Annotated in this window: 17 protein-coding genes; 11 read left to right on the top strand and 6 right to left on the bottom strand. The window is 50.4% G+C overall.

Annotated elements, in window-relative coordinates:
- Positions 1-133 precede the first annotated feature (133 nt).
- Positions 134-751 (bottom strand): class I SAM-dependent methyltransferase, encoded by a 618-nt coding sequence (locus tag AAF564_07205; GenBank protein MEM8485320.1) that lies wholly within the window; start codon positions 749-751, stop codon positions 134-136.
- A 258-nt stretch (positions 752-1,009) separates the two neighbouring features.
- Between AAF564_07205 and AAF564_07200 the strand changes: the two genes are divergently transcribed.
- The 5 genes from AAF564_07200 to AAF564_07180 all read left to right on the top strand — a co-directional run bounded on the left by AAF564_07200 (position 1,010) and on the right by AAF564_07180 (position 7,819).
- Positions 1,010-2,278 (top strand): vitamin K epoxide reductase family protein, encoded by a 1,269-nt coding sequence (locus tag AAF564_07200; protein ID MEM8485319.1) that lies wholly within the window; start codon positions 1,010-1,012, stop codon positions 2,276-2,278.
- Between the two features lie 148 nt (positions 2,279-2,426).
- Positions 2,427-4,442, top strand: coding sequence for a transketolase (gene tkt, locus AAF564_07195; GenBank protein ID MEM8485318.1), 2,016 nt, complete (start codon positions 2,427-2,429; stop codon positions 4,440-4,442).
- A 154-nt stretch (positions 4,443-4,596) separates the two neighbouring features.
- Positions 4,597-6,303, top strand: a complete 1,707-nt coding sequence (locus AAF564_07190) for an amidase (GenBank protein MEM8485317.1) — start codon at positions 4,597-4,599, stop codon at positions 6,301-6,303.
- 65 nt (positions 6,304-6,368) lie between these two features.
- Positions 6,369-7,217: an ion transporter gene (locus AAF564_07185; protein ID MEM8485316.1), complete on the top strand. Its 849-nt coding sequence runs from the start codon at positions 6,369-6,371 to the stop codon at positions 7,215-7,217.
- 122 nt (positions 7,218-7,339) lie between these two features.
- A complete protein-coding gene (locus tag AAF564_07180) occupies positions 7,340-7,819 on the top strand; it encodes a GyrI-like domain-containing protein (GenBank protein ID MEM8485315.1) in 480 nt (159 codons plus the stop codon).
- Between the two features lie 15 nt (positions 7,820-7,834).
- On the opposite strand, the gene rsgA is transcribed toward AAF564_07180, so the two are convergent.
- Entirely contained in the window at positions 7,835-8,809 is a 975-nt protein-coding gene (rsgA, locus tag AAF564_07175) for a ribosome small subunit-dependent GTPase A (GenBank protein MEM8485314.1), read from the bottom strand.
- Positions 8,810-9,000: 191 nt separating this feature from the next.
- On the opposite strand from rsgA, the gene AAF564_07170 reads away from it, so the two are divergent.
- Together AAF564_07170 and AAF564_07165 are read left to right on the top strand one after the other, a co-directional pair.
- Complete coding sequence (locus tag AAF564_07170) at positions 9,001-9,321, top strand: hypothetical protein (protein MEM8485313.1); 321 nt, start codon at positions 9,001-9,003, stop codon at positions 9,319-9,321.
- Between the two features lie 16 nt (positions 9,322-9,337).
- Positions 9,338-9,643: a hypothetical protein gene (locus AAF564_07165; GenBank protein MEM8485312.1), complete on the top strand. Its 306-nt coding sequence runs from the start codon at positions 9,338-9,340 to the stop codon at positions 9,641-9,643.
- 25 nt (positions 9,644-9,668) lie between these two features.
- Here the strand turns inward: AAF564_07165 and AAF564_07160 are convergent, their stop codons facing one another.
- The 3 genes from AAF564_07160 to AAF564_07150 all read right to left on the bottom strand — a co-directional run bounded on the left by AAF564_07160 (position 9,669) and on the right by AAF564_07150 (position 14,608).
- Complete coding sequence (locus AAF564_07160) at positions 9,669-10,190, bottom strand: DUF6265 family protein (GenBank protein ID MEM8485311.1); 522 nt, start codon at positions 10,188-10,190, stop codon at positions 9,669-9,671.
- Positions 10,191-10,330: 140 nt separating this feature from the next.
- On the bottom strand, positions 10,331-12,853 hold the full coding sequence (lon, locus tag AAF564_07155; protein ID MEM8485310.1) for an endopeptidase La: 2,523 nt from the start codon (positions 12,851-12,853) through the stop codon (positions 10,331-10,333).
- 300 nt (positions 12,854-13,153) lie between these two features.
- On the bottom strand, positions 13,154-14,608 hold the full coding sequence (locus AAF564_07150) for an ATP-binding protein (GenBank protein MEM8485309.1): 1,455 nt from the start codon (positions 14,606-14,608) through the stop codon (positions 13,154-13,156).
- Positions 14,609-15,009: 401 nt separating this feature from the next.
- Here AAF564_07150 and AAF564_07145 point away from each other — a divergent pair, with 401 nt between their 5' ends.
- From AAF564_07145 to AAF564_07130, 4 genes are all read left to right on the top strand, one after another.
- Positions 15,010-15,453, top strand: a complete 444-nt coding sequence (locus AAF564_07145; protein MEM8485308.1) for a hypothetical protein — start codon at positions 15,010-15,012, stop codon at positions 15,451-15,453.
- Between the two features lie 140 nt (positions 15,454-15,593).
- Complete coding sequence (locus AAF564_07140; protein ID MEM8485307.1) at positions 15,594-17,609, top strand: hypothetical protein; 2,016 nt, start codon at positions 15,594-15,596, stop codon at positions 17,607-17,609.
- Between the two features lie 162 nt (positions 17,610-17,771).
- The gene (locus tag AAF564_07135; GenBank protein ID MEM8485306.1) at positions 17,772-19,187 is read left to right on the top strand and encodes a cystathionine beta-synthase; all 1,416 of its coding nucleotides are present in this window, start codon (positions 17,772-17,774) and stop codon (positions 19,185-19,187) included.
- 2 nt (positions 19,188-19,189) lie between these two features.
- Entirely contained in the window at positions 19,190-19,516 is a 327-nt protein-coding gene (locus AAF564_07130; GenBank protein ID MEM8485305.1) for a DUF3467 domain-containing protein, read from the top strand.
- A gap of 14 nt (positions 19,517-19,530) precedes the next feature.
- Here AAF564_07130 and AAF564_07125 read toward each other — a convergent pair whose 3' ends face one another.
- Positions 19,531-20,616 (bottom strand): LptF/LptG family permease, encoded by a 1,086-nt coding sequence (locus AAF564_07125; GenBank protein MEM8485304.1) that lies wholly within the window; start codon positions 20,614-20,616, stop codon positions 19,531-19,533.
- Positions 20,617-20,665: the final 49 nt, after the last annotated feature.

Below are 20,665 nucleotides of genomic sequence, written 5' to 3'. Positions count from 1 at the left end.
TCGATAAAAGTCCCTCGCACACCGCCGCGCATTTGGTGGACGTCCAGCACACTAAATTGCTAATAACGAACTGAACTTTGACAGCTACTATTTTTTCTGAACACCCCTGACACCGAACAAGGAATTTTGAAGTTTACATTCCTTCCCCCTTCAACCCAAACACCACTTCCGACGCAAACGTTCGCTGGCTAATGTACTCCCTTTCTACCTCTAAGAAGCCGGCTTCCTCGAAGTAGGGCTTCATTCTAACGCCACGGCAGCCGCCAAGCAGGGCTGGGTGCAGGCGGTAGAGGCCTTCCCATAAAAAATTGTACCAGGCTTCGCCGGGGGTCATGTTGATTTGCACAAGCCGGCCGCCGGGTTTGAGTACCCGATGGAATTCCTTGAGTACGGGTACGAAGTGAGAGACAGGTAACAGGTCGAACATATAACTGTTCATGACCAGGTCGAACGAACCGTTGGGGAAATCTAGCGCATAAGCATCGCCAAGTTGCAGGGTATAATTGTCCTTACCGTATTTCTTGGCGCGTTTGCGGGCTTTTTTTAGCATGGCCGGCGTCAGATCGACTCCTACATTGGTACCGCTGACGTTTTGCTGGAGAATGTGTTTGAACGATAATCCCGTGCCCACGGCCACTTCCATTATGGATTCACCTGCCTGTATGTTGGCCTTTTCCAGGCCGCGCTTGCGCGCCGTTGCTTCAACCAGTACAGCGAGCCAGTCGTGCGTTGGTGCAATCCAGGTATACATCTGCGGGATTTCGGACTTTGAAATACGTGCCGGTAAAATATCTGGCGTTCGAGATGTCGAGGTTTCCACTTTCTTGACCGATTCTTCAGTAAATGATCTCCTGCAGTGGCCGAACCTCCGCAGGATGAGGGCGTATTGAAGCAAATCCAGTATACCTGCATGTAGCGCCGAATGCACTACGTTAGTACAGTTTCCTGATGGGACGAATATACTTAGGTATCAGTTCAATAATTTTCCTACCCTGCCCAGAATAGCGGAATGGCACGCAAAACCAGAAACGAAAGAAAGGGAGCAAAATCCAGTTCTGCTCCTGCTACCTCCACCTTACTCAGTACCTATCGTCCCTTTATCGACCAGGCGCTTTTTGCGTTGGCGATCATAGGTGTAATTGTCACTGTTCATTTGATGATTCAGCAAAGCCGCGGATTTGATCAGGGCTGTTGGGGGTTCAACCCACCTTCAGCTGAAGAAGCAGCTACTTTTAACTGTGAAGCCGTAGTGACGAGCGACGCCGGCAAGCTCTTCGGCATCTCCAATGTGTATTGGGGCATGATTTTCTACGGGCTGCTTTCAGTTTTTGGCTTCCTCGTAGCACGTGCAAAAGGCGCTGATGTATCCAAATTCAAAAAATTACGCGCCGGCATGATCGGTCTTGGTTTTCTGTATTCAGGCTATCTTGTTTACATTCAGGCAACAAGCATTGGGGAGTACTGTGCGCTTTGTTTGACTTCTGCTGCCATCATGGCAATCATGTTTGCTATTATGCTGTATGATGTGTTTACCTCTTCGAGTGTAGCCGGCAAAGAAGGGCCAGCGCGCTCCATGCAGTTGTATAAAATTCTTGCCGGCGTTGCCGTGGTGCTCATTGGGGCCGACCTGCTTTACTTTAACAACCTCGAAGTTGAAGCGCCTCCGGCCGCAACGGCTGCGACAGCAACAGCTGCTGCTACAGGCGCTGCGGGTGCTGACCCTGCAGATGTTTGCCAGATTGACACGCGGATGCCTAAAATGGATGATTACCGTAGCATCCTTTCTTCATTTGACCCGGTAGTAGGCCCAGAAGATGCAGCCGTTACCGTGGTTGAGTTTTTCGATCCGAACTGCCCCTCTTGCCAGCGCACACACCCGGTGATGAAAGAGGTCATCACGAAGTACCAGGACCGTGTTCGCTTTCATATGATTCCTTTCCCGCTCCGTGAAAGCTCGCTGCCGCAGATTGAAGCGCTTTACGTTGCCAAAGAACAGGAAAAGTTCTTCGAAATGCTCGACGCACAAATGGCGATGCAGGAAACACGTGGACTCCCTGTAGAGCAGGTGCGTGAACTCGCCGGCATTCTCGGACTCGATGTTGCGCTGCTGAACAACCGCTGGCGTTCACAGCTTTATCGCCGCGTGATCCTGGAACAGCGCGAGAAAATTTCAGCAACAGGGATGTCAAGCGTGCCATCAGTGCTGGTAAATGGAGAATATGTGCTCCAGAAAACCACCGAGTGCATTTCGCAATTTATCGATAGTGCAGCTTCTTAATTCATTAACATTAGTAGTTGCTAATCTCACCTTATCTTTAGCCGATATCTAAAAGCAACGTGTTGCTTGGACGTGGCGTTCCTGCGTCAATACAGTCAGGGTAGCATTTGCTTCATTTAGATATTTTGTACCATACCCCGAAATAATCATGAGCGTCGTTGCGCAGGACACCAAAGTGACAGAACAGAGCATAAATTCAATTCGATTTCTTTCCGTTGATGCTATTCAGAAAGCCAACAGTGGCCACCCGGGTTTGCCTATGGGTGCTGCTCCAATGGCTTATGTGCTCTGGAAAAGATTTCTCCGCCACAATCCCAAAAACCCTGCATGGTTGGATCGCGACCGGTTTGTGCTTTCTGCCGGCCATGGTTCTATGTTGCTGTATTCCCTGTTGCACCTGACCGGGTACGACATGTCGCTGGAAGACCTCATGCAATTCCGGCAATTGGGCAGTAACACACCAGGGCACCCTGAAAACTTTATGACGAAAGGTGTCGAAACAACAACCGGCCCGCTCGGACAAGGGTTTGCCAATGGTGTAGGGATGGCGATTGCAGAAGCGTTCCTTGCAGCGCGGTTCAACCGTCCGGATCACAATATTGTTGATCACTACACCTACGGCATTGTCTCTGATGGGGATTTGATGGAAGGCGTAGCTGCTGAAGCTGCCTCCATGGCTGGCCATCTTGGTCTCGGGAAACTCATCTACCTCTATGACGACAACGATATTTCTATCGATGGCAGCACAGACATCACGTTTACAGAAAATGTAGGTGCGCGGTTTGAGTCTTACAACTGGCACGTGTTGCACGTAGAAGACGGTAATGATCTTGATGCGTTGACAGCAGCCATTGAAGCTGCCCGACTCGAAGGGGACAAGCCCTCTTTGATCATTGTTAGAACGGTGATTGGATTTGGCAGCCCGAACAAACAGGGTACCGCCGGAATCCACGGATCACCCCTGGGTGACGAAGAGATTGTGTTGACCAAACGCAACCTTGGCTGGCCGGAAGACAAGAAGTTCTACGTGCCAGACGAAGCGCGGACACACATGCTCGAAAGCGTTGAAGAAGGCGCTGCACGTGAGCAGGAGTGGGATGGTCTTTTTGCGCAGTATAAAGCTGCGTACCCTGAGTTGGCAGCACAGTATGAACTGTGGATGAGTGGCGACTTCCCTGTCGGCTGGCAGGACAACCTCCCCGTTTTTGAAGCCGGCAGTAAAATGGCAACCCGCGCATCTAGCGGTAAAGTCATCAACGCCATCGCCAGCAGCATCGATAACTTTGTTGGTGGGTCTGCTGACCTCTCTGGTTCAAACAAAACCAATATTGATGGCAGCACCGATTTCCAGAAAGATACGCCGGAAGGCCGCTACTTCCGGTTCGGTATCCGCGAGCACGGCATGGGTGCTATCGTGAACGGCATGGCAGTGCACGGTGGTGTACGTCCGTTCTGTGGCACGTTCCTCGTGTTTAGCGACTACATGCGGCCGGCAGTGCGCCTGAGCGCCCTGATGAAGTTGCCCGTAGCCTACGTCTTCACGCACGACTCAATAGGGCAGGGCGAAGATGGACCAACACACCAGCCTGTCGAGCACGTACTTTCGCTGCGCGCGATTCCAAACCTGGTTGTTATGCGTCCGGGCGATGCAAACGAAGTGGCTTATGCCTGGCGCGCTGCCATTGAGCAGACCGATCGGCCGACGGCACTCGTGCTTACGCGTCAGGGTGTACCAACGTTTGATCGCACCAACCTTGGCGATGCTTCAGGTACGCTGAAAGGCGGATATATCCTGAGCGATGATGAGGGAACGCCGGATCTGATCCTGATCGCAACAGGCAGTGAAGTCTCGCTCATCATGGATGCCGCAGAGCTGCTGCGTGGCGAAGGACATGCGGTACGCGTAGTTAGCATGCCGGCATGGGAGCTGTTTGATGAGCAGCCGAAAGCATACCGCGATAGTGTACTGCCTCCGTCTGTCACGCATCGTATGTCGGTTGAAGCAGCCACTACAATGGGCTGGGAGCGCTATGTAGGCGTTGAAGGCAAGTCATTCGGACTCGATCGTTTTGGCGAATCAGGACCGGGTGGTGTATTGTTCGAACACTTCGGGTTTACACCTGAAAATATTGCTAACGAGGCACGCGCACTTCTGAACAGCTAGCGCTAGCCTAAAGCTTTTTCAAAGCCCCGACAATCTCAGGATTGGCGGGGCTTTTTTTATGCGTAGCGTTGTATTTATACCGGATGAAATCGGTAATTTTATGTCGATTTTGCTATACTCAAGCCAGTAAATGCTCATTTATTCGTTTGGCTATATGTCTTTCAATAGACGCGGTTTCCTGCAGTTCTTTACAGCTTCCGGATTGTCATCCACGCTTTTTCCTGGCGCCTTGTTTGCCCTGCATAAGCAGCAGGAAGCGCAAGCTGCGATCACCGTAGAAATGATTGCTGAAGCTGAACAGATTGCCGGCCTCAGCTTTACCACCGAGCAGCGTACGCTCATGTTGGAAGATTTGAACGAAAGCCTCGCCCAAATCAATACAATGCGCGAGGAGCGATTGCCGAATAGCGTGATGCCTGCCGTTCAGCTAAACCTGCGCGTGGCCAGCCATTTGCCTGATGCTGGCGCAATAACACGCACGACATGGGAGCCGGCTGATGTACAGCTGCCTGCAAGCGAAGAAGATTTAGCATACCTGCCGGTTGCGCAGTTGTCGGGATTGATAAAATCGCGTGTAATTACAGCCACTGCGCTAACCCGGCTGTACCTCAAGCGGCTGAAAAAATACAACCCGCTACTGGAAGCCGTAGTGACGCTAACGGAAGACCGTGCACTAGCCCAGGCAGCTGCCAGAGATGAAGAACTTGCTGCAGGCGTGTGGCGTGGTCCGCTACACGGCATTCCATGGGGGGCGAAAGACCTGCTCGCGGTAAAAGACTATCCAACCACCTGGGGCGCCATGCCGTTTAAAGACCAGGTGATTGATGCAGATGCCGCTGTTGTAAAGCAGCTGGATGAAGCCGGCGCCATTCTCGTTGCCAAGCTTACCCTCGGCGCGCTTGCCTGGGGAGATGTCTGGTATGATGGCGTTACCAAAAATCCATGGAATATCGAGCAAGGATCAAGCGGATCCTCTGCCGGGCCCGGATCAGCCGTTGCGGCCGGTCTTGTAGGGTTTGCCATTGGCTCGGAAACGCTCGGCTCTATCGTGTCGCCGTCTACCCGAAACGGAGTAAGTGGATTGCGCCCGACATACGGCCGTGTAAGCCGCGACGGGGCGATGGCACTTTCCTGGTCTATGGACAAGCTTGGACCGATGTGTCGCTCTGCAGAAGATTGCGCACTGGTTTTCGACGCTATCCACGGCGTTGATGCCGCAGACTGCAGTTCGATAGATGCACCTTTTGCATGGCCGGCTCCTGAACTGGCCAGTATGCGCGTAGGATATGTCGCAGAAGCCTTTGAAGGAACCTATAATGGACAAAAAGCCGATTCTGCCACACTGAAGGTACTGCGCGATCTCGGCATTGAGCTAGTGCCTATCAAGTTACCGGCCAGAGATGTACAGCCTTTGCTCTTGACGCTTGGCGTTGAAGCCGCAGCAGCATTCGACGAAATCACGCGCAATGGCGCTGTTGACACAATGGTGCGGCAAGAGCGTCGTGCATGGCCCAATGCCTTTCGTGCTGCGCGGTTTACACCGGCGGTAGAGTACATTCAGGCAAACAGGTACCGCACCCTGCTTATGCAGGAAATGGAAGCGGTCATGGAAGAAGTGGATGTATTTGTTGCACCGTCTTTTCGGGGTGGGGCATTACAAATCACAAACTTGACCGGTCACCCTGCGGTGGTGGTCCCAAATCGTTTTGACATCCTGCCAGACAAGCCGGCTTCCCTGCGGCGTGTGCCCGGCAGCATTACCTTTACAGGCGGCTTGTTCAAAGACGACATGACGCTGGCGGTAGCCCATGCGTATCAACAAAAAACAGATTTTCACCTGCGAAAACCGCCAATCCGTTAAACCCGCCGGCACATTTAACGTATCTGCCACCATCCCTTGTTGAAACACTGAGTTTTGTGTGATTGATGAAAAAAACACTGCAGTTCCTGGTTAATGAGTACCTCGTCATAACCATTATTCTTCTGAACACTACCGCGCTTGTGCTGGACGGTTTTCCCGGCATTCACGCGGAATATGGACGCTTGCTACATCAGTTTGATGTGTATTGCATGCTGTACTATGTGTTCGAGGTATTTGTCAAAACCAGGCTGCTGGGGTTTCGTGGCTACTGGAAGAGCGCATGGAACAGGTTTGATTTTACCATTGTCCTGCTCGGATTACCACTGCTGCTGGATCCCTTTGTTGAAGGAGAATTTGAAGGGGCTGAGATTGTGCTGCTCCTTAGGATGGGGCGCTTTCTGCGCTTTTTCCGCATGCTGCGTTTTATCCCGCATGCAGAACAGATTTGGAAAGGCGTTTTACGCTCTTTAAAAGCATCTGTGGGTGTGTTTCTTGTTTTGATTCTGCTCAACATCATTTTTGCAATGGGTGCAAACATGCTGTTCAAGGATTATTCGGAGAAATACTTTGGCGATCCCTATGTGGCCTATTATTCTATGTTCAAGGTCTTCACTATCGAAGGCTGGTTTGAAATTCCTGACCAACTTGAAGAGGAGGGGTTGGCTGATTGGGACCTGCTGCTTTTACGCGGCTATTTTGCCTTTTCCGTTGTGATTGGCGGTATTCTCGGTTTCTCGCTTGCAAATGCCGTTTTTGTTGATGAAATGACGGCTGATAACAACGACGCACTGGAAGAACTGGTAAAAGATCTCAGAGGGGAGTTGGCCGATTTTCGAAAAGAGGTGATCGCGCTCCAACAGGCGCAGATGGATCATCTGACAAACTCAAGCCGGCCACCTCCGCAGGAAGAATGATGCGGTTTAGCGTTGTGCTAAACGCTTAATATTTATTTCAGTCTTGGGCAAGACGGAGCCTGCACCAGGTAGCCTGTAGTGCTATACAGCTTGTTTTTCCCTGGTACCAAACTGCGCAACCCATGGACGTAAGAATAGAAAACACACCAACAAGACACCTGGTTGGGATTTCGTTGGAGATGTCGTTAATGGAAAACAAGACGCAGGCACTCTGGCAATCCTTTATGCCAAGGCGGCACGAAGTACAGGGGCGCATCACGGACGACTACATTTCCATGCAAGTGTATGACAAAAATGGAGATGCAGCATTTACTCCGACTACTGTGTTTAGAAAGTGGGCTGTAGTAGAGGTAGACGAGGGAGGTGAGGTGCCTGAAGGCATGCAAACATTTACGCTTGAGACTGGACTTTACGCAGTATTCGATTACGTTGGGCCGGCCAGTGGCGCTCCCCGCGTCTTTGGGTATATTTTTCAGGACTGGTTGCCCAATTCTGCGTATGCAATGGACGATCGCCCCCAGTTCGAGATTTTGCCGGAGGGGTATAACCCTATTGACCCCCAAGCCCGCGAAGAAGTTTGGATTCCTATCCGTGCTAAATAATCCCTGCACCTTCCATTAGCGGCCAACGTCCTTCTCGCCAAGGTACAGGGAGTCGAGGATGCTAAGGTAGTTGTGGAAACGGGTGGGGTGAATTTCGTCCTGCTCTACAGCATCTTTCACTGCACACGCTGGTTCGTGGTCGTGCATGCAGTTGGGGAATTTGCACTGGTTCAGGTAGGGTTCAAACTCAGGGTAATAATGACCGAGATCCTCGGCTGTGATGCCAAAAAGACCGTATTCACGAATGCCTGGTGTGTCTGCAACGTAGGATGTTGCATTAATAGGGAAGAGGGCAGCGTTGGTTGTAGTGTGCCGGCCCTTTTTAGTTTTGAGGCTTACTTCTCCCGTTGGCAGGTCGAGATCGGGTTCAAGTGCATTAAGCAACGTAGATTTTCCAGCGCCAGAAGGACCAGCAATCACAGATACCTTACCGTTCAGGAATTCGCGGAGCGCGTCCATCCCTTCGCCTGACTTTGCGCTTACGAGAAAGATGCTGTATCCCAGGTCCTGGTAGATATCTTTGAAGTAAGCTACATTCCCACGGTTGTTTTCATTCTGCAGGTCGGTTTTGTTCAAAATGATGCCGGCTTCCAGGTCGTGGTAAGTAGCCATCACCAGGAAGCGGTCTACAAACCCGGGATTGGGTTTTGGCAGTTCGACAGACTGCATAACCAGGGCAGCATCTATATTAGAGACAATGACGTGCTCTTTGCCTACACGCCGGCCTGCTGCCCGCCGGCTCAACTTGTTACGCCGTGGATGGATCTCCGTAATCAGACCCGTTTCGTCGGCATTTAGTCGCAATGAAACATTGTCGCCAACGGCAACCGGATTGGTGGTAGCGCCTTGACGAAGTCGAAATTTGCCACGCATTTTGGCTGGTACAACGCCGGCGGGGGTACGGACATCATACCAGCTACCGGTGGATCGTATTACAATCCCGTCTGCGGTAGGGGGCGTAGCTGGTGTTGATACTTCGTTTTCAGGCACGCTTGCCAGGGTGTTTTATGAGAATACTGCGGCGCTTTGAAAGTAAAAGGCTGCATATCCGCTGCAAATAACGGAAAAATGAAACATGGGCTTTAAAAGTCTCGTCTACCAGTTTGTTCATCGGCCCTTTTTCATTTGTGCAATCCTTCTCATAGTATAGCACCGCGCGCATTGCGCCGGGCTTTAAAGATATGGCAGAAAAAGCGAAAAATAATAAAGAGCAGTACCGTCAGGCGCGAGATGAGTTTGATTCTCTCAAAATTGAGGAAAAAGCTATCTTCCTGGTTGAATCTACCTTCGCCATGCTTGCGCACGGGATCGAAGCGGTAGGCAATGTGTTTGCAGAACAGGTAAACAACATGTACAAGGACGAGGAAGCGGCAGAAGAAGCGGCAGAAGAAGCGCCCAAACCTGCCCCCAAGAAGCGTACAACAACCAAAAAAAGTACAACGACGCGTAAACGCTCTACCTCTACCCGCACCCGCAAATCCACGCCAAAGAAGGAAGAATAAGTAACGGACAAACGATATGGCTGACCCTCAAGACGCCGGCTCTAAACAGTCGGGGGGTAAAAGATCTGGCAATCGAAAGGCTGATGATAACCACATTATCCGCTTTGAGGACCTGAACTTCCTGGGGAAAGCTGTATTTGTAGGCGGGTTTCTGACCCGCGCTGCTACCAAGGCTGTTGATGCGACAATCAAGGCTTCCGTAGACATTGTTACGGAAGCAGAGAAGGCGTTTAAACAAGGGTTAGATCCCAACATCGAGGACGCCAAAATCCTCGAAGAACACGAGGAGAATCGGAAAGCGAAAAACACGCCGCGCAAGTAAATTACCTTTTTCTGCTCGCGCTGGGCTATTTGTGTTTGTAGGTAAAGGTTAGTTCGTCAAATCCGCCTGTTTTGTTTTCAGATGCAAGGTATACTTGTAGCGTTTTATCGTCAACACGCTGAAAGGTAATGCCGTCGAAGAAGGCAATGTTTTCATCCAGCGCAACCAGCGGCATTGTAACGGTTTCATCTTTCTCTTCCCAGCCCGTCAAGTCTTTGTTGAAATGCTTCAACCGGAACGCGAGGCTCCCAGCTTCTTCCAACAGCGTCATCAATTCGTAAAATCCTACTTCATCCCCCTGGATCAGTCTGAACATCCCCATCATTGCGCCGCCGGCGGGTGCGCTCCAGATTTCTTCGATCTGGCCTCCGAAAGCTTCCCCGTTCCAGTGCCCGGCGATCCATGCAATTTGATTGATAGATGCTGCTGGTGACGTTGAGTCTTTGTCGAGATTAAGGGTGTGTGCTGTTTTCTGCGATTGTGCAGCTGCTGTTGGTGCGTGTAGCAAGAGCAGGGCAAGCAACGTCAGACAGGCAATAGCTTTCATAGGGCGGGTTTAGGTACTTTTTAGGTGGAATACAAATACGCTGAAAAACACAAAAGCCTCGCTAATGCAAGGCTTTGTGATAAAAAGGTAAGTCAGCGCCGGCAAAGGTAAAAGCATTACTGACAGAAAGTAGCGAGCAATTAATTCGTTACCACCTTCTCTTCGCTCAGCATGCTACTGCCATTTCCGTTAACTGCATCGCGCGCCGGCTTTTCATTTTCAGGAATTTTGAAGAGTGCAACCGGATCTGTGTCTGCTTCTAACAAGAGCACTTCATCCAGCACTTCATTCATGCGCTTGACGTAATTAATTTTCAGGCCTTTCAGAACAGACTTATCGATTTCTTCGATGTCCTTTTTGTTCTTTTCAGGCAACAATACCTTTTTGATGCCCGCGCGCTTGGCAGCAAGCACCTTCTCTTTGATACCGCCAACCGGCAACACCAGGCCACGCAGCGTAATCTCGCCAGTCATCGCAATGGTGTGTTTAACACGCCGCTGTGTGTATATCGATACAAGTGCTGACAGCAGGGTAACGCCTGCTGAAGGGCCGTCTTTAGGGACGGACCCAGCGGGAATGTGCACGTGGACATCCCAGTAGCGGAAAGCATCGTATGGAATATTGAGTGCTTGATAGTGTGCTTTGACGTAAGAAAACGCTGCCTGGGCAGATTCTTTCATGACATCGCCAAGCTGTCCTGTAAGAATGAGCCGGCCGGTCCCCCTGAGAATGGAGGCTTCAATAAACAGGATATCACCACCAACAGGTGTCCAGGCAAGGCCTGTTGCTACACCAGGCACTTCGGTACGCTGCGCGGTGTCCGAGAAGAACTTCCGGGCGTTCAGGTACTCTTTGATGTCGGAAGTCCCGATCGTGGCCGACTCAATTTCTTCTGTAGCCACTTTTTTAGCCACGCCTCGCGCAACCGCGCCAATCATGCGTTCTAGCTGACGAACGCCGGATTCTCGCGTATAGCCGTCAGTAATCAGGTTCAACGCGTCGTCTTTGATCGAAAACTGCTCTGGCTTCAGGCCATTGTTTTCTACCTGGCGCGGAACGAGGTAGTGCCGCGCGATGGCAAGCTTTTCTTCCTGGGTGTATCCCGTGATTTCAATCAGCTCCATACGGTCGCGGAGCGGAGAGGGGATCATATCCAGGTAGTTGGCCGTCGCGATGAACAATGTTTTCGAGAGGTCGTAGTCGAGCTCCAGGTAATGGTCGTTAAATGCGTTGTTCTGCTCCGGGTCGAGTACTTCGAGCAGGGCACTGCTCGGATCACCACGGAAGTCAGAACCAAGTTTGTCTACCTCATCCAGCATGATAACAGGATTTGAGGTGCCGGCGCGTTTCAAGGCTTTGATGATGCGACCGGGAAGGGCGCCTACGTAGGTACGTCGGTGTCCCCTGATTTCAGCTTCGTCGCGTACGCCGCCCAGGCTCATGCGAACAAACTCACGGCCAAGCGCACGAGCAATGCTTTTGCCCAGGCTCGTTTTTCCAACACCTGGAGGCCCGTGGAAACAGAGGATAGGCGCTTTCATGTCGCCTTTGAGCTTCAATACAGCGAGGTATTCCAGGATTCTTTTCTTAACGCGGTCGAGACCGTAGTGGTCTTCGTTGAGAATAACATCTGCCCGGTTGATGTCGAGATCGTCTTTGGAATAAGAATTCCAGGGCAGGTCGAGAATCCAGTCTACATAATTACGGGTTACCGCGTAATCTGGTGAAGCAGGATTGGTGCGCGAGAGTTTATCCAGTTCTTTGTTGAGGGCTTCGCGCACCTGCTCGGGTAATTTCTTTTTCTTCGCGCGTTTGCGCAATTCTCCGATCTCAGCTTCGCCGCCTTCCGCTTCGCCAAGTTCTTCCTGGATCGTTTTCATTTGCTGACGCAACAGGTATTCGCGTTGTTGTTTGTCTACGTCAGTTTTAACTTTTGACCGAATTTCTTCGGAGAGCTGCAATACCTGCAATTCCCGGTTTAAATGCTGGAGGACCAGTTCAGCCCGATCTGCGATAGGGATGGTTTCCAGCAAGACCTGTTTGTCGTCCACTTCAACCTGCAAATTGGAGGCGATAAAGTGGATGAGGAACGTTGGGGAATCAATGTTTTGGATGGCGTAGGCAGCTTCGCTCGGGAGATTGGGTGACAGGTTTACAATTTGGATAGCCAATTCCTTGATGGAACGAATCAGCGCATCGAGTTCAATCTGATCGGGCGACTTTTCTTCGGTTATCGGCTCTACATTCGCTTTGAAGTAGGGGTCTGTCTGCGTGTAAGCGTGTGTCCGGAAACGGCGCTTTCCCTGAATAACGATCGACTTTGAGCCGTCCGGCATTTTGATCAGTTTGAGGATAGACGCAGCGGTGCCAAATTCATATAAGTCTTCCGGGGTAGGGTCTTCTACATCGCTACTTTTTTGCGCAATAACCCCAATCAGCGAATCATCACCAAACGCATCTTTGACCAGTTTAAGAGAGGCGTCACGGCCAACTGTAATTGGCAGTACAACACCTGGGAACAGAACTGTATTTCTCAATGCCAGAATCGGAAGCGAATCTGGAATTGAGGACGTACTCATTTCCTCTTCTTCTTCAGCTGTGGGGAGCGGAATGGACTGTTCCGGGTCATCCTCTATCAACATGTACAGGTCAGGATCAATCATATAATGCGTTAACTTATATCTTAAGCCAATCTGAATCACAAAAGTTTACAACATCCGACATTCAGTCTGCCATAATGCCGGAAAAATACTCCAATATGAGCATTTTGGGCGGGTTCAAAAACTAGGCCAAAGGGACGGCTCTGCCAAAGTGTCGTACTTTGCCTTGCACAATTGATCCAGCGCACGCCAAGATAGGTATTGGCAGTGCCTGTTTGGGAGCCAGAAGTACTATTCGTTATAAATCCGTTTGCTGAAGTACCAGTATACAACTGGTAGATGAAGTACACGTAGGTATGGTTGCTAAACCAACTCGTTTATGACTTTTTGCAGGTCTTCTAGCAAAAAGGGTTTGCCGATGACAGCGTTTACTTCTTCCAGTTTCTCTTCAAAGTCGGTATCTCCTGTAATCAAGACAACGGGTAATTCAGGAGTTGACTGTTTTATTGCCTGTGCCAGTTGCCGGCCATTCATTCCAGGCATGCCATGATCCGTAAAAACGATGTCAACTTTTGCGTCATTCAGGTGATCGAGGGCTTCATGCCCCGATGCTGCAACCTGGACCTCGTGGCCCTGGAGCGTTAGCAGGTTTGCCAATACATTCCGAACACCTGGTTCGTCATCAACTGCAAGGATCTGCGCAAGCTTCTTCTCAGCTACGTGTGCCGGCTGTACCACTTTCGTTTCAGGTGAAGATTGTGGCTTGAAGCGCATAAAAAACGTTGTGCCTTGTCCCAATGCAGAGTCGACCTGCATTTTTGCATCGTGATTTTGGATAATGCTGTAGCATAAGGACAGGCCGAGCCCGGTGCCTTGCTTGCCTTTTGTGGTAAACATAGGCTCAAAAATCCGGTTCTTGGTCTTTTCAGACATGCCGTTGCCTGTATCGGAGATGGCTACTACGACCTGGTCTCCTTCTTTGTAAGTTTTGAAGGTAAGCCGGCCTCCGCGCGGCATGGCCTGCACGGCATTGGTAATCAGGTTGATAAAAACCTGTTTCAATTCCACAGCAGCTCCCATAACGCGCGGCACTGAGGAGAGCTCTACCAGCGACTCAATGTGAATACCTTGCCGGCGCGGTTCATTGTACCAGTAAGGCCGGGTAAAGGCAATGCAGTCTTGCAGGAGGCAAGACAAGTCAATCAGTTCGAATGCAGATGACTTTTCGTTGCGAATGTACTTCTTGATACTCCGTGTCATGGCTGCGCCGTCGTGTGCAGCTTTACGGATCGTATTCATGTAAGCAGAAAGCTCATTCTCCTCATCCGGATACATACCTGATTTTTCGATTACCTCGAAATTACCCAGGATGTTGGTAAGCATGTTGTTGATTTCATGAATCAGTCCGAGCGTCATCCGGCCGACATTTTCAATGCGGTTGCGCTGGGTTTGGCTAAGGACCCAGCTTTCTGGTTCAGCGAGTATTTCACCAGTAACCGTAACACAGGCCGCTTCATCATCCATCGACTGGTCTGGCGCGACGGGTATGAAGTGTAGCAGAATAGGGAGGGGTTCATCCCTGTTTTCGATATGGGCGAAGAAAATCTGATTTGTGACCAGGGTGCCGGCTGCCGCTTCTACCAGGTATTGACTGGCCATTTCCCGGTCTCCGTCGGTCATGTCTTGCCAAACCGCAGTTTCTTGTCCGAGTAATTTTATCCATGCCTCGTTTCGAAACGTGACTTGTCCACCGGGGGTGAAGGTTGCAACGAGGAGTTCCGTCGCCAGGGGCACGGCGGATTCTTGTAGCTCTGCCATAGAATATGATATGCTTGATCTGAACAGAAGAAGTGTTTTGCTGGATGACCTGCACGCCAGCAGCCGAAGTTGCCAGACCTATCCAGATACCCTGAGGAGAGAAGAATTGCTGTGCTTGCTCAGGATACAGATATCACTCCAAGCGCATTGCATTGTTTCGTTAGTTTTCACGTGCCAAGCTGTGAATGAGAAGATTTTGATGCTGAATTAACCAATGCCTGCATTTGCGCGTTGTGATTAAGAATTGGGGGATAATCCCCACTATTTGCCGCCTCAAATTGGACTACGACACAACTTCGCAACACAATTGCCGCTGATTTGAGGGGATACGGGCGATGTAAGCGCCTATAATTAGTCATTCCCCGCTACGAAGTCTCTTTTGTTGGTAGCTGATAAGAATAATGAACACGCAAATAAGCCCACTTACGCTCTCCATGATCAGCGCAGATGCTGCGTACATGTACCCATGTTTTAAGATGGATGACGTAGAGAAGGCCTTGTCTAGGATGACAAGAAAGCTTGGATTCCAGCGTGTGTATAACGTGGAGACGCCGGCTGTTTTTACATTCGAGTATGACGATCTGAAGTTACTCGTGATGACAACGCCAAAGGTATTTCATAATGACCGCCTCTGCTATGCGTTTAGCGGCGTACTTATCAAGAGCGATGAGTGGTCAACCGAGATCGAGCCACTGGGTGAGGAAGAAACTGAAGTTTCCACCTGGAGAAACCATCCCAGAGACTTTTACAAAGATCTGCTCGAAGCTGTAGCCAACTTGCGTCCGAATATGTGGCTGCCAGAGGGGCAGCGTAGACTGCTCGGGCCAGCAAGCATCGCGGCGTAACTGTTCCCTTCTAAAGTAACACCTTGCGTTAAGTCTGCATTTTGTCTCCCTTCCTGTGGTACCCACAGGGGAGCACGTGTTTTAGGTTCGTTTTTCCCTATATTCGGAGCAATCTCCTCTCATCTGCTTGCCCGATTGTTATGAAAGAGCGGACGCTATTCCTTGTTGTGCCCGGTGTTGGCAGTGAAGAAAAAGGAGCAACCGTTAAAAATTTTGCCAGTAGTTACGCCGTTGTGTCTGGCAATCCGATTCTGGCCGGCGAAGACGAACTGGTGCTGCCTGCCGGACCAGTTGTGGATGATGCGCCTGTTGAAGATTTACAGCCGCGACAGAATATTGAAGTTTTTGGTGTACCTATCCTCTCCAGTGAAGACGGCAACGAGGAATCCATCTTTGCAGAATTATACTGGGATGATTTGTCGAATGTAAAGCAAACGCTGTGGGGGACTATCTACGGTATTTTCGACATCATCCTGAGTATACGCTTTCTCGTTCCGCCGTTGGAGAAGTTTGGTGGCGCCATATGGCCGGCACGATTTAGCCGGGTGTTTTTCTGGTTGTTGCGGGGGCCGATTCTGGCGCTGGGTCTGGTTGCTTTTCTGGTGTGGGTACTCATTGACCTTGTGTACATTGCGCGAGAGCAGATTCGGAAGAGCGGGGCCGGCGATGCCTTTTTTCCAGAGTCGAGTTTGGTAGACCTGATTGCAGCCGCGTGTGCCATTGCTGCGCTTTCATTGATCGTTTTGATGGTGCTTGGCAAGCAGCCTTTGTTCAGGGGATACACGGCCAAGGTGATCATCCTGTTGTTGATATTCTACGCAGGGGTTCTGATGATTCAGCCGGCCTGGGGATCAATCAATTACACGGATAGCGTTGCGCTATATGGTGCGCTCTTTGTAGCACCTGTGCGCGTGTCGTGGTTTGTGGCCAACCTTGTTGTACTGCTTATTCTTGTGGTGATTTTGCCGCTTTCGATGTTGTGGCGTGAGCATCTTGTAAGCCAGGTTGCTTGTAGTTTGATTCCACTCATCAGCTTGATGTTCTGGGTTGCACTCATGCCGCTTGTGCTTGTTGGGATGTACCTGGCAACGCCGGAAAGCATGCAGGTTGCGGTACAGCAGCAAATTTTAACGCGCAGCGTGCCAACGGCTGGCTGGATTTACCTGTGTCTGTTTTTTGTTGCTTTCGTAGCCGGGGTCGTTTGGGCTATTCGTTCTTACCGCGTAAAGAAAATGTTAGCCGCTGCGCAAGGCGCTGCATACACAAAAGCAGATCCCATGCGGGTTGTGGTAAGTCCATATATCTCTGTTGCCCTGTACACAGCAGCTGTGATTTTGACGCCGATGGCGTTGCTTGTCTTGTGGAATACGGAGTTTAAATGGCCGACGTATTTTCAACAGTTTATCTCATCGGACCTGTCAGCTACCCGGATTGAAATGAATGCCTGGCTTGAGTCGACATTCCTTATGCGGGCAGTAAGAAACTGGACGCCGGCAATCAGCGGCTATGTCATTGTATTGGGTACTTTTCTTATTCCACTACTGAATTACAATCGCGATGGGATACGGCGTGGACTGGGCATTCTCCTCGATGTTATTAACTATTTCCGGCCATTGCCGGCGCAGGATTTTTCGCAAGTATTGCCGGCATACGACGACATCACGTTTAGCGTTCGTGCCCAGATTTTACACCGATTCAAGCAGGTAACACGCTATTTTACCGCACAAACGGGCGCCCCAAAGGCGGATCGGCTGGTTTTGATCACGCACAGCCAAGGAACGGTATTGGCTTTGGATTTTCTCCAAAACCCGGCCTTTAATGAAGCACTTTCAGGTTTTAAAAAGGTGCAACTCGTTACGATGGGCTCGCCGTTTTGTCATATTTACGGATACTACTTTCCGGGTATTCACAACCAGTGTGTTGCCTTTGACCCCGAAAAGGAAGCCGGCAAGCCAGTTACACATTGGCTCAATATTTACCGGACAGACGACTACATCGGGACCCATGTCCAGATTCACAGCCCCATTGCTGCGCCTTCCTTCATTGGCTGGCCCAAAAACGTTGAAGTAGGGCCGGGTGCGCATACAGGCTATTTTCGCGATACACGCGTGATTCCCCGTATCCATGCTTTTGTACAGGAGGACAGGCGCGGTTGATCGTGTTATGATTTGATGAGGTTGACTTACGCTGCGTGATCGCCAGAAACTCCCCCTCTGATGTTGAGTATGTACGCTTTCATACAGACATAGCTGACAAGGTTACCGCCCGCCGAAAAGCTGAGCAGGCGTAACGAGCAATTTGCATTTATATACATTTCTATGTGGTACGACAATATTCTGGGGACAATCGGCAATACGCCGCTTGTTAAAATAAACAAGCTCGCTGAGGATTTTCCCTGCACAGTGCTTGCAAAAGTAGAGCTCTTCAATCCGGGCGGGTCCGTAAAGGATCGCATTGGTGTTTCCATGATTGCGCAGGCTGAAGCTGATGGCTTGCTCAAGCCGGGCGGGACCATCATTGAGGGTACAAGCGGAAATACGGGCGCCGGCTTGGCGCTGGTAGCCATTGCGAAAGGCTATCGCTGTATTTTTACGACAACAGACAAGCAGAGCAAAGAAAAAATTGACGTGCTTCAGGCTTTTGGCGCTGAGGTAATTGTGTGTCCGACCAACGTCGAACCAGATGATCCGCGTTCCTACTACTCCGTAGCGCGCCGGCTCGCCGAAGAGATTCCCAACTCGGTTTATCTGAATCAGTACGATAATCCTTCAAATGCCATAGCGCATTATGAGACAACGGGCCCCGAGTTGTGGGCGCAAACAGAAGGTAAAATCACGCACTATTTTGCCGGTGCCGGTACTGGGGGGACGATTTCCGGTACGGCCAAGTATTTGAAAGAGCAAAATAGCGATGTGCGGGTGGTTGGCATTGATCCCTATGGTTCGGTGTACTACAAGTATTTCCATACGGGTGAGTTTGATCACGATGAAATCTATCCGTACATCACGGAAGGGGTAGGGGAAGATATCCTGGCAAAGAACATGGACTTTGGCATTGTCGACGACTACGTTCGTGTTACGGATAAAGCGTCGATGATCATGACGCGCCGGCTTGCGCGGGAAGAAGGGATGTTTGTTGGTCAGTCTTGCGGCATGGCTATGGCAGGTATGCTCAAGTGGATGGAAGCCCACCGCGATAGCCTGACCAAAGACGATGTTGTTGTTGTTGTCTTGCCAGATTCAGGGTTTCGATACCTGTCGAAAACCTACAACGACAACTGGATGCAGAACAATGGCTTTCTCGAGCGCAATACACCGCTGACCGTACAACAAGTGATGTCGCTGCGTAATCGGGAAGACGTGATGGTTACTGTTGAGCCGGCCCATACGCTGGGTGATGCAATTTCTCAGATGACCGAATACGGTATCTCTCAGATCCCCGTTATGGCAGGAGAAGAAATTGTAGGGAGCCTGACTGAAACCAGTATTTTGAACCGACTGATTGAACAACCAGAGGCGCGGAACGAGCAGGTGTCTCAGATAATGGGGGAGCCATTCCCTGTTGTAGGGCGTTCACTGCACATTGACGACCTTTCCTCGTATCTTGACAAGGCCTCCGGCGCCGTGCTAGTAAAAAGAGACGACGCCTCCTACGAGATTATCACAAAAAGTGACTTGATCAGGGCCCTCGCGGCGACAGGCAAAACATCCAACCACAAATCAAACGGGCAATAGTAATGAGTGAGCCGCAGGATCCAAACAGACCTGGTCAGCAACAATTAAATATTGAGCTGAGCGAGGAAATTGCAGAGGGGGTGTATTCCAATCTTGTTATGATTGCGCATTCCGCCGAAGAATTTATCCTCGACTTTATCCGGGTTGTGCCTGGTGTTGCAAAAGCAAAAGTGAAGACCCGTATCATCATTTCCCCATCACATGCAAAACGTCTGTTGGCTGCGCTTGCTGATAACGTAAAACGATACGAAGCCGCAAACGGTACGATCACCGCTACCAGCCAGCCTGGTCAGGGAGTGCAGTTTGGTGGGCCTTCAGGTGAAGCCTAGGCCAACTTGTTGGCTTATTTCTTTGCTCTGATCAGTAAGAAGATGCCCAGGATCAGGAATAGGGCATGGGGGAGCCATGCTGCCATAGCGGGTGAGAGTGTTTCTTCGTACCCAAAAGGTTCAACCAGTTTTATGGTTGCCAGATAGAAAAATGAGACCAACAGGCCGATGCCCATTTGTATGGCCTGTCCACCTCGCCGGCGAACTGAAGCGAGCGGTACCGCGATGAGTACCACAATCAGGTTAGCTAGCGGATACGCAAATTTGTTGAAATACGCCACCTGGGTTCTCCCGGTGCTGTTTGCACCTGAGCGCAAAAGAGAATCTATATATTCGCGTGCATCCGGTACCGTCATCGATTCAACTTCTCGTTGCGTTCGCGCAAAATCTCTTGGAAAAACGGTAAGCGTGGTGTCCAGGTAGTCTATTTCACGTTGCGCCGGCCAGCCGTTTTTGCCAAAATGACGTTCGGTTACGCCTTCGAGGCGCCAACGTTCTGTTGAGTCTACCCAGACCATCCTGTCTGCATCCAGCCGCAAAATTAGCCGCTGACTCTCTTCGTAATCCTGGATAGATACCTTGTTGGCTACTTTGCTGAATCGGTCGTAATACCCAACCGTGATAACGCTGCCGGGCGTACTTTGGCGATGTACATCATGCAGGTCGATTTGCACCTGGTTGCCTTTCAGGAAACGCTGTTCAAACTCAATTACTTTCTGATTGGTGACCGGTACCACCCAGCCATTAAACCAGAACATAAAGCCGGAAACCAGGATACCGACCAACAGGAACGGGACCATGATGCGGTACAGCGATACGCCACTGGTTTGCAAGGCTGCTATTTGCAGTTTTTGCGAGAGCTTTCCCGTCAGGTAGACGCTCGAAAGGAATACTGCTAGGGGGGAGGTCAGCTTTACGATCTCTGGAAGGTAGTTCAGGTAATAAACCAGAAACACGTCCTTCATGGTTGCACCGCGATCAAAGAAGTCATCTATGTACTCGACGTAGTGCAAAACGACGAAGAATATTATCAGGGACAGCGTGAGGTATAGAATGCCCACAAGGAAGCGCCTGATGATATGTAGATCGATGGTTGTCAACTAAACAACTTATATTTTCACGGAGAATAGATGTAATGCTGTAAACTTA

It is taken from the genome of Bacteroidota bacterium (assembly GCA_039111535.1).
In the GTDB taxonomy this organism is placed as follows: domain Bacteria; phylum Bacteroidota; class Rhodothermia; order Rhodothermales; family JAHQVL01; genus JBCCIM01.
Note: the sequence above shows the minus strand (reverse complement) of the source record. Positions and strands in the feature narration are given on the sequence as shown.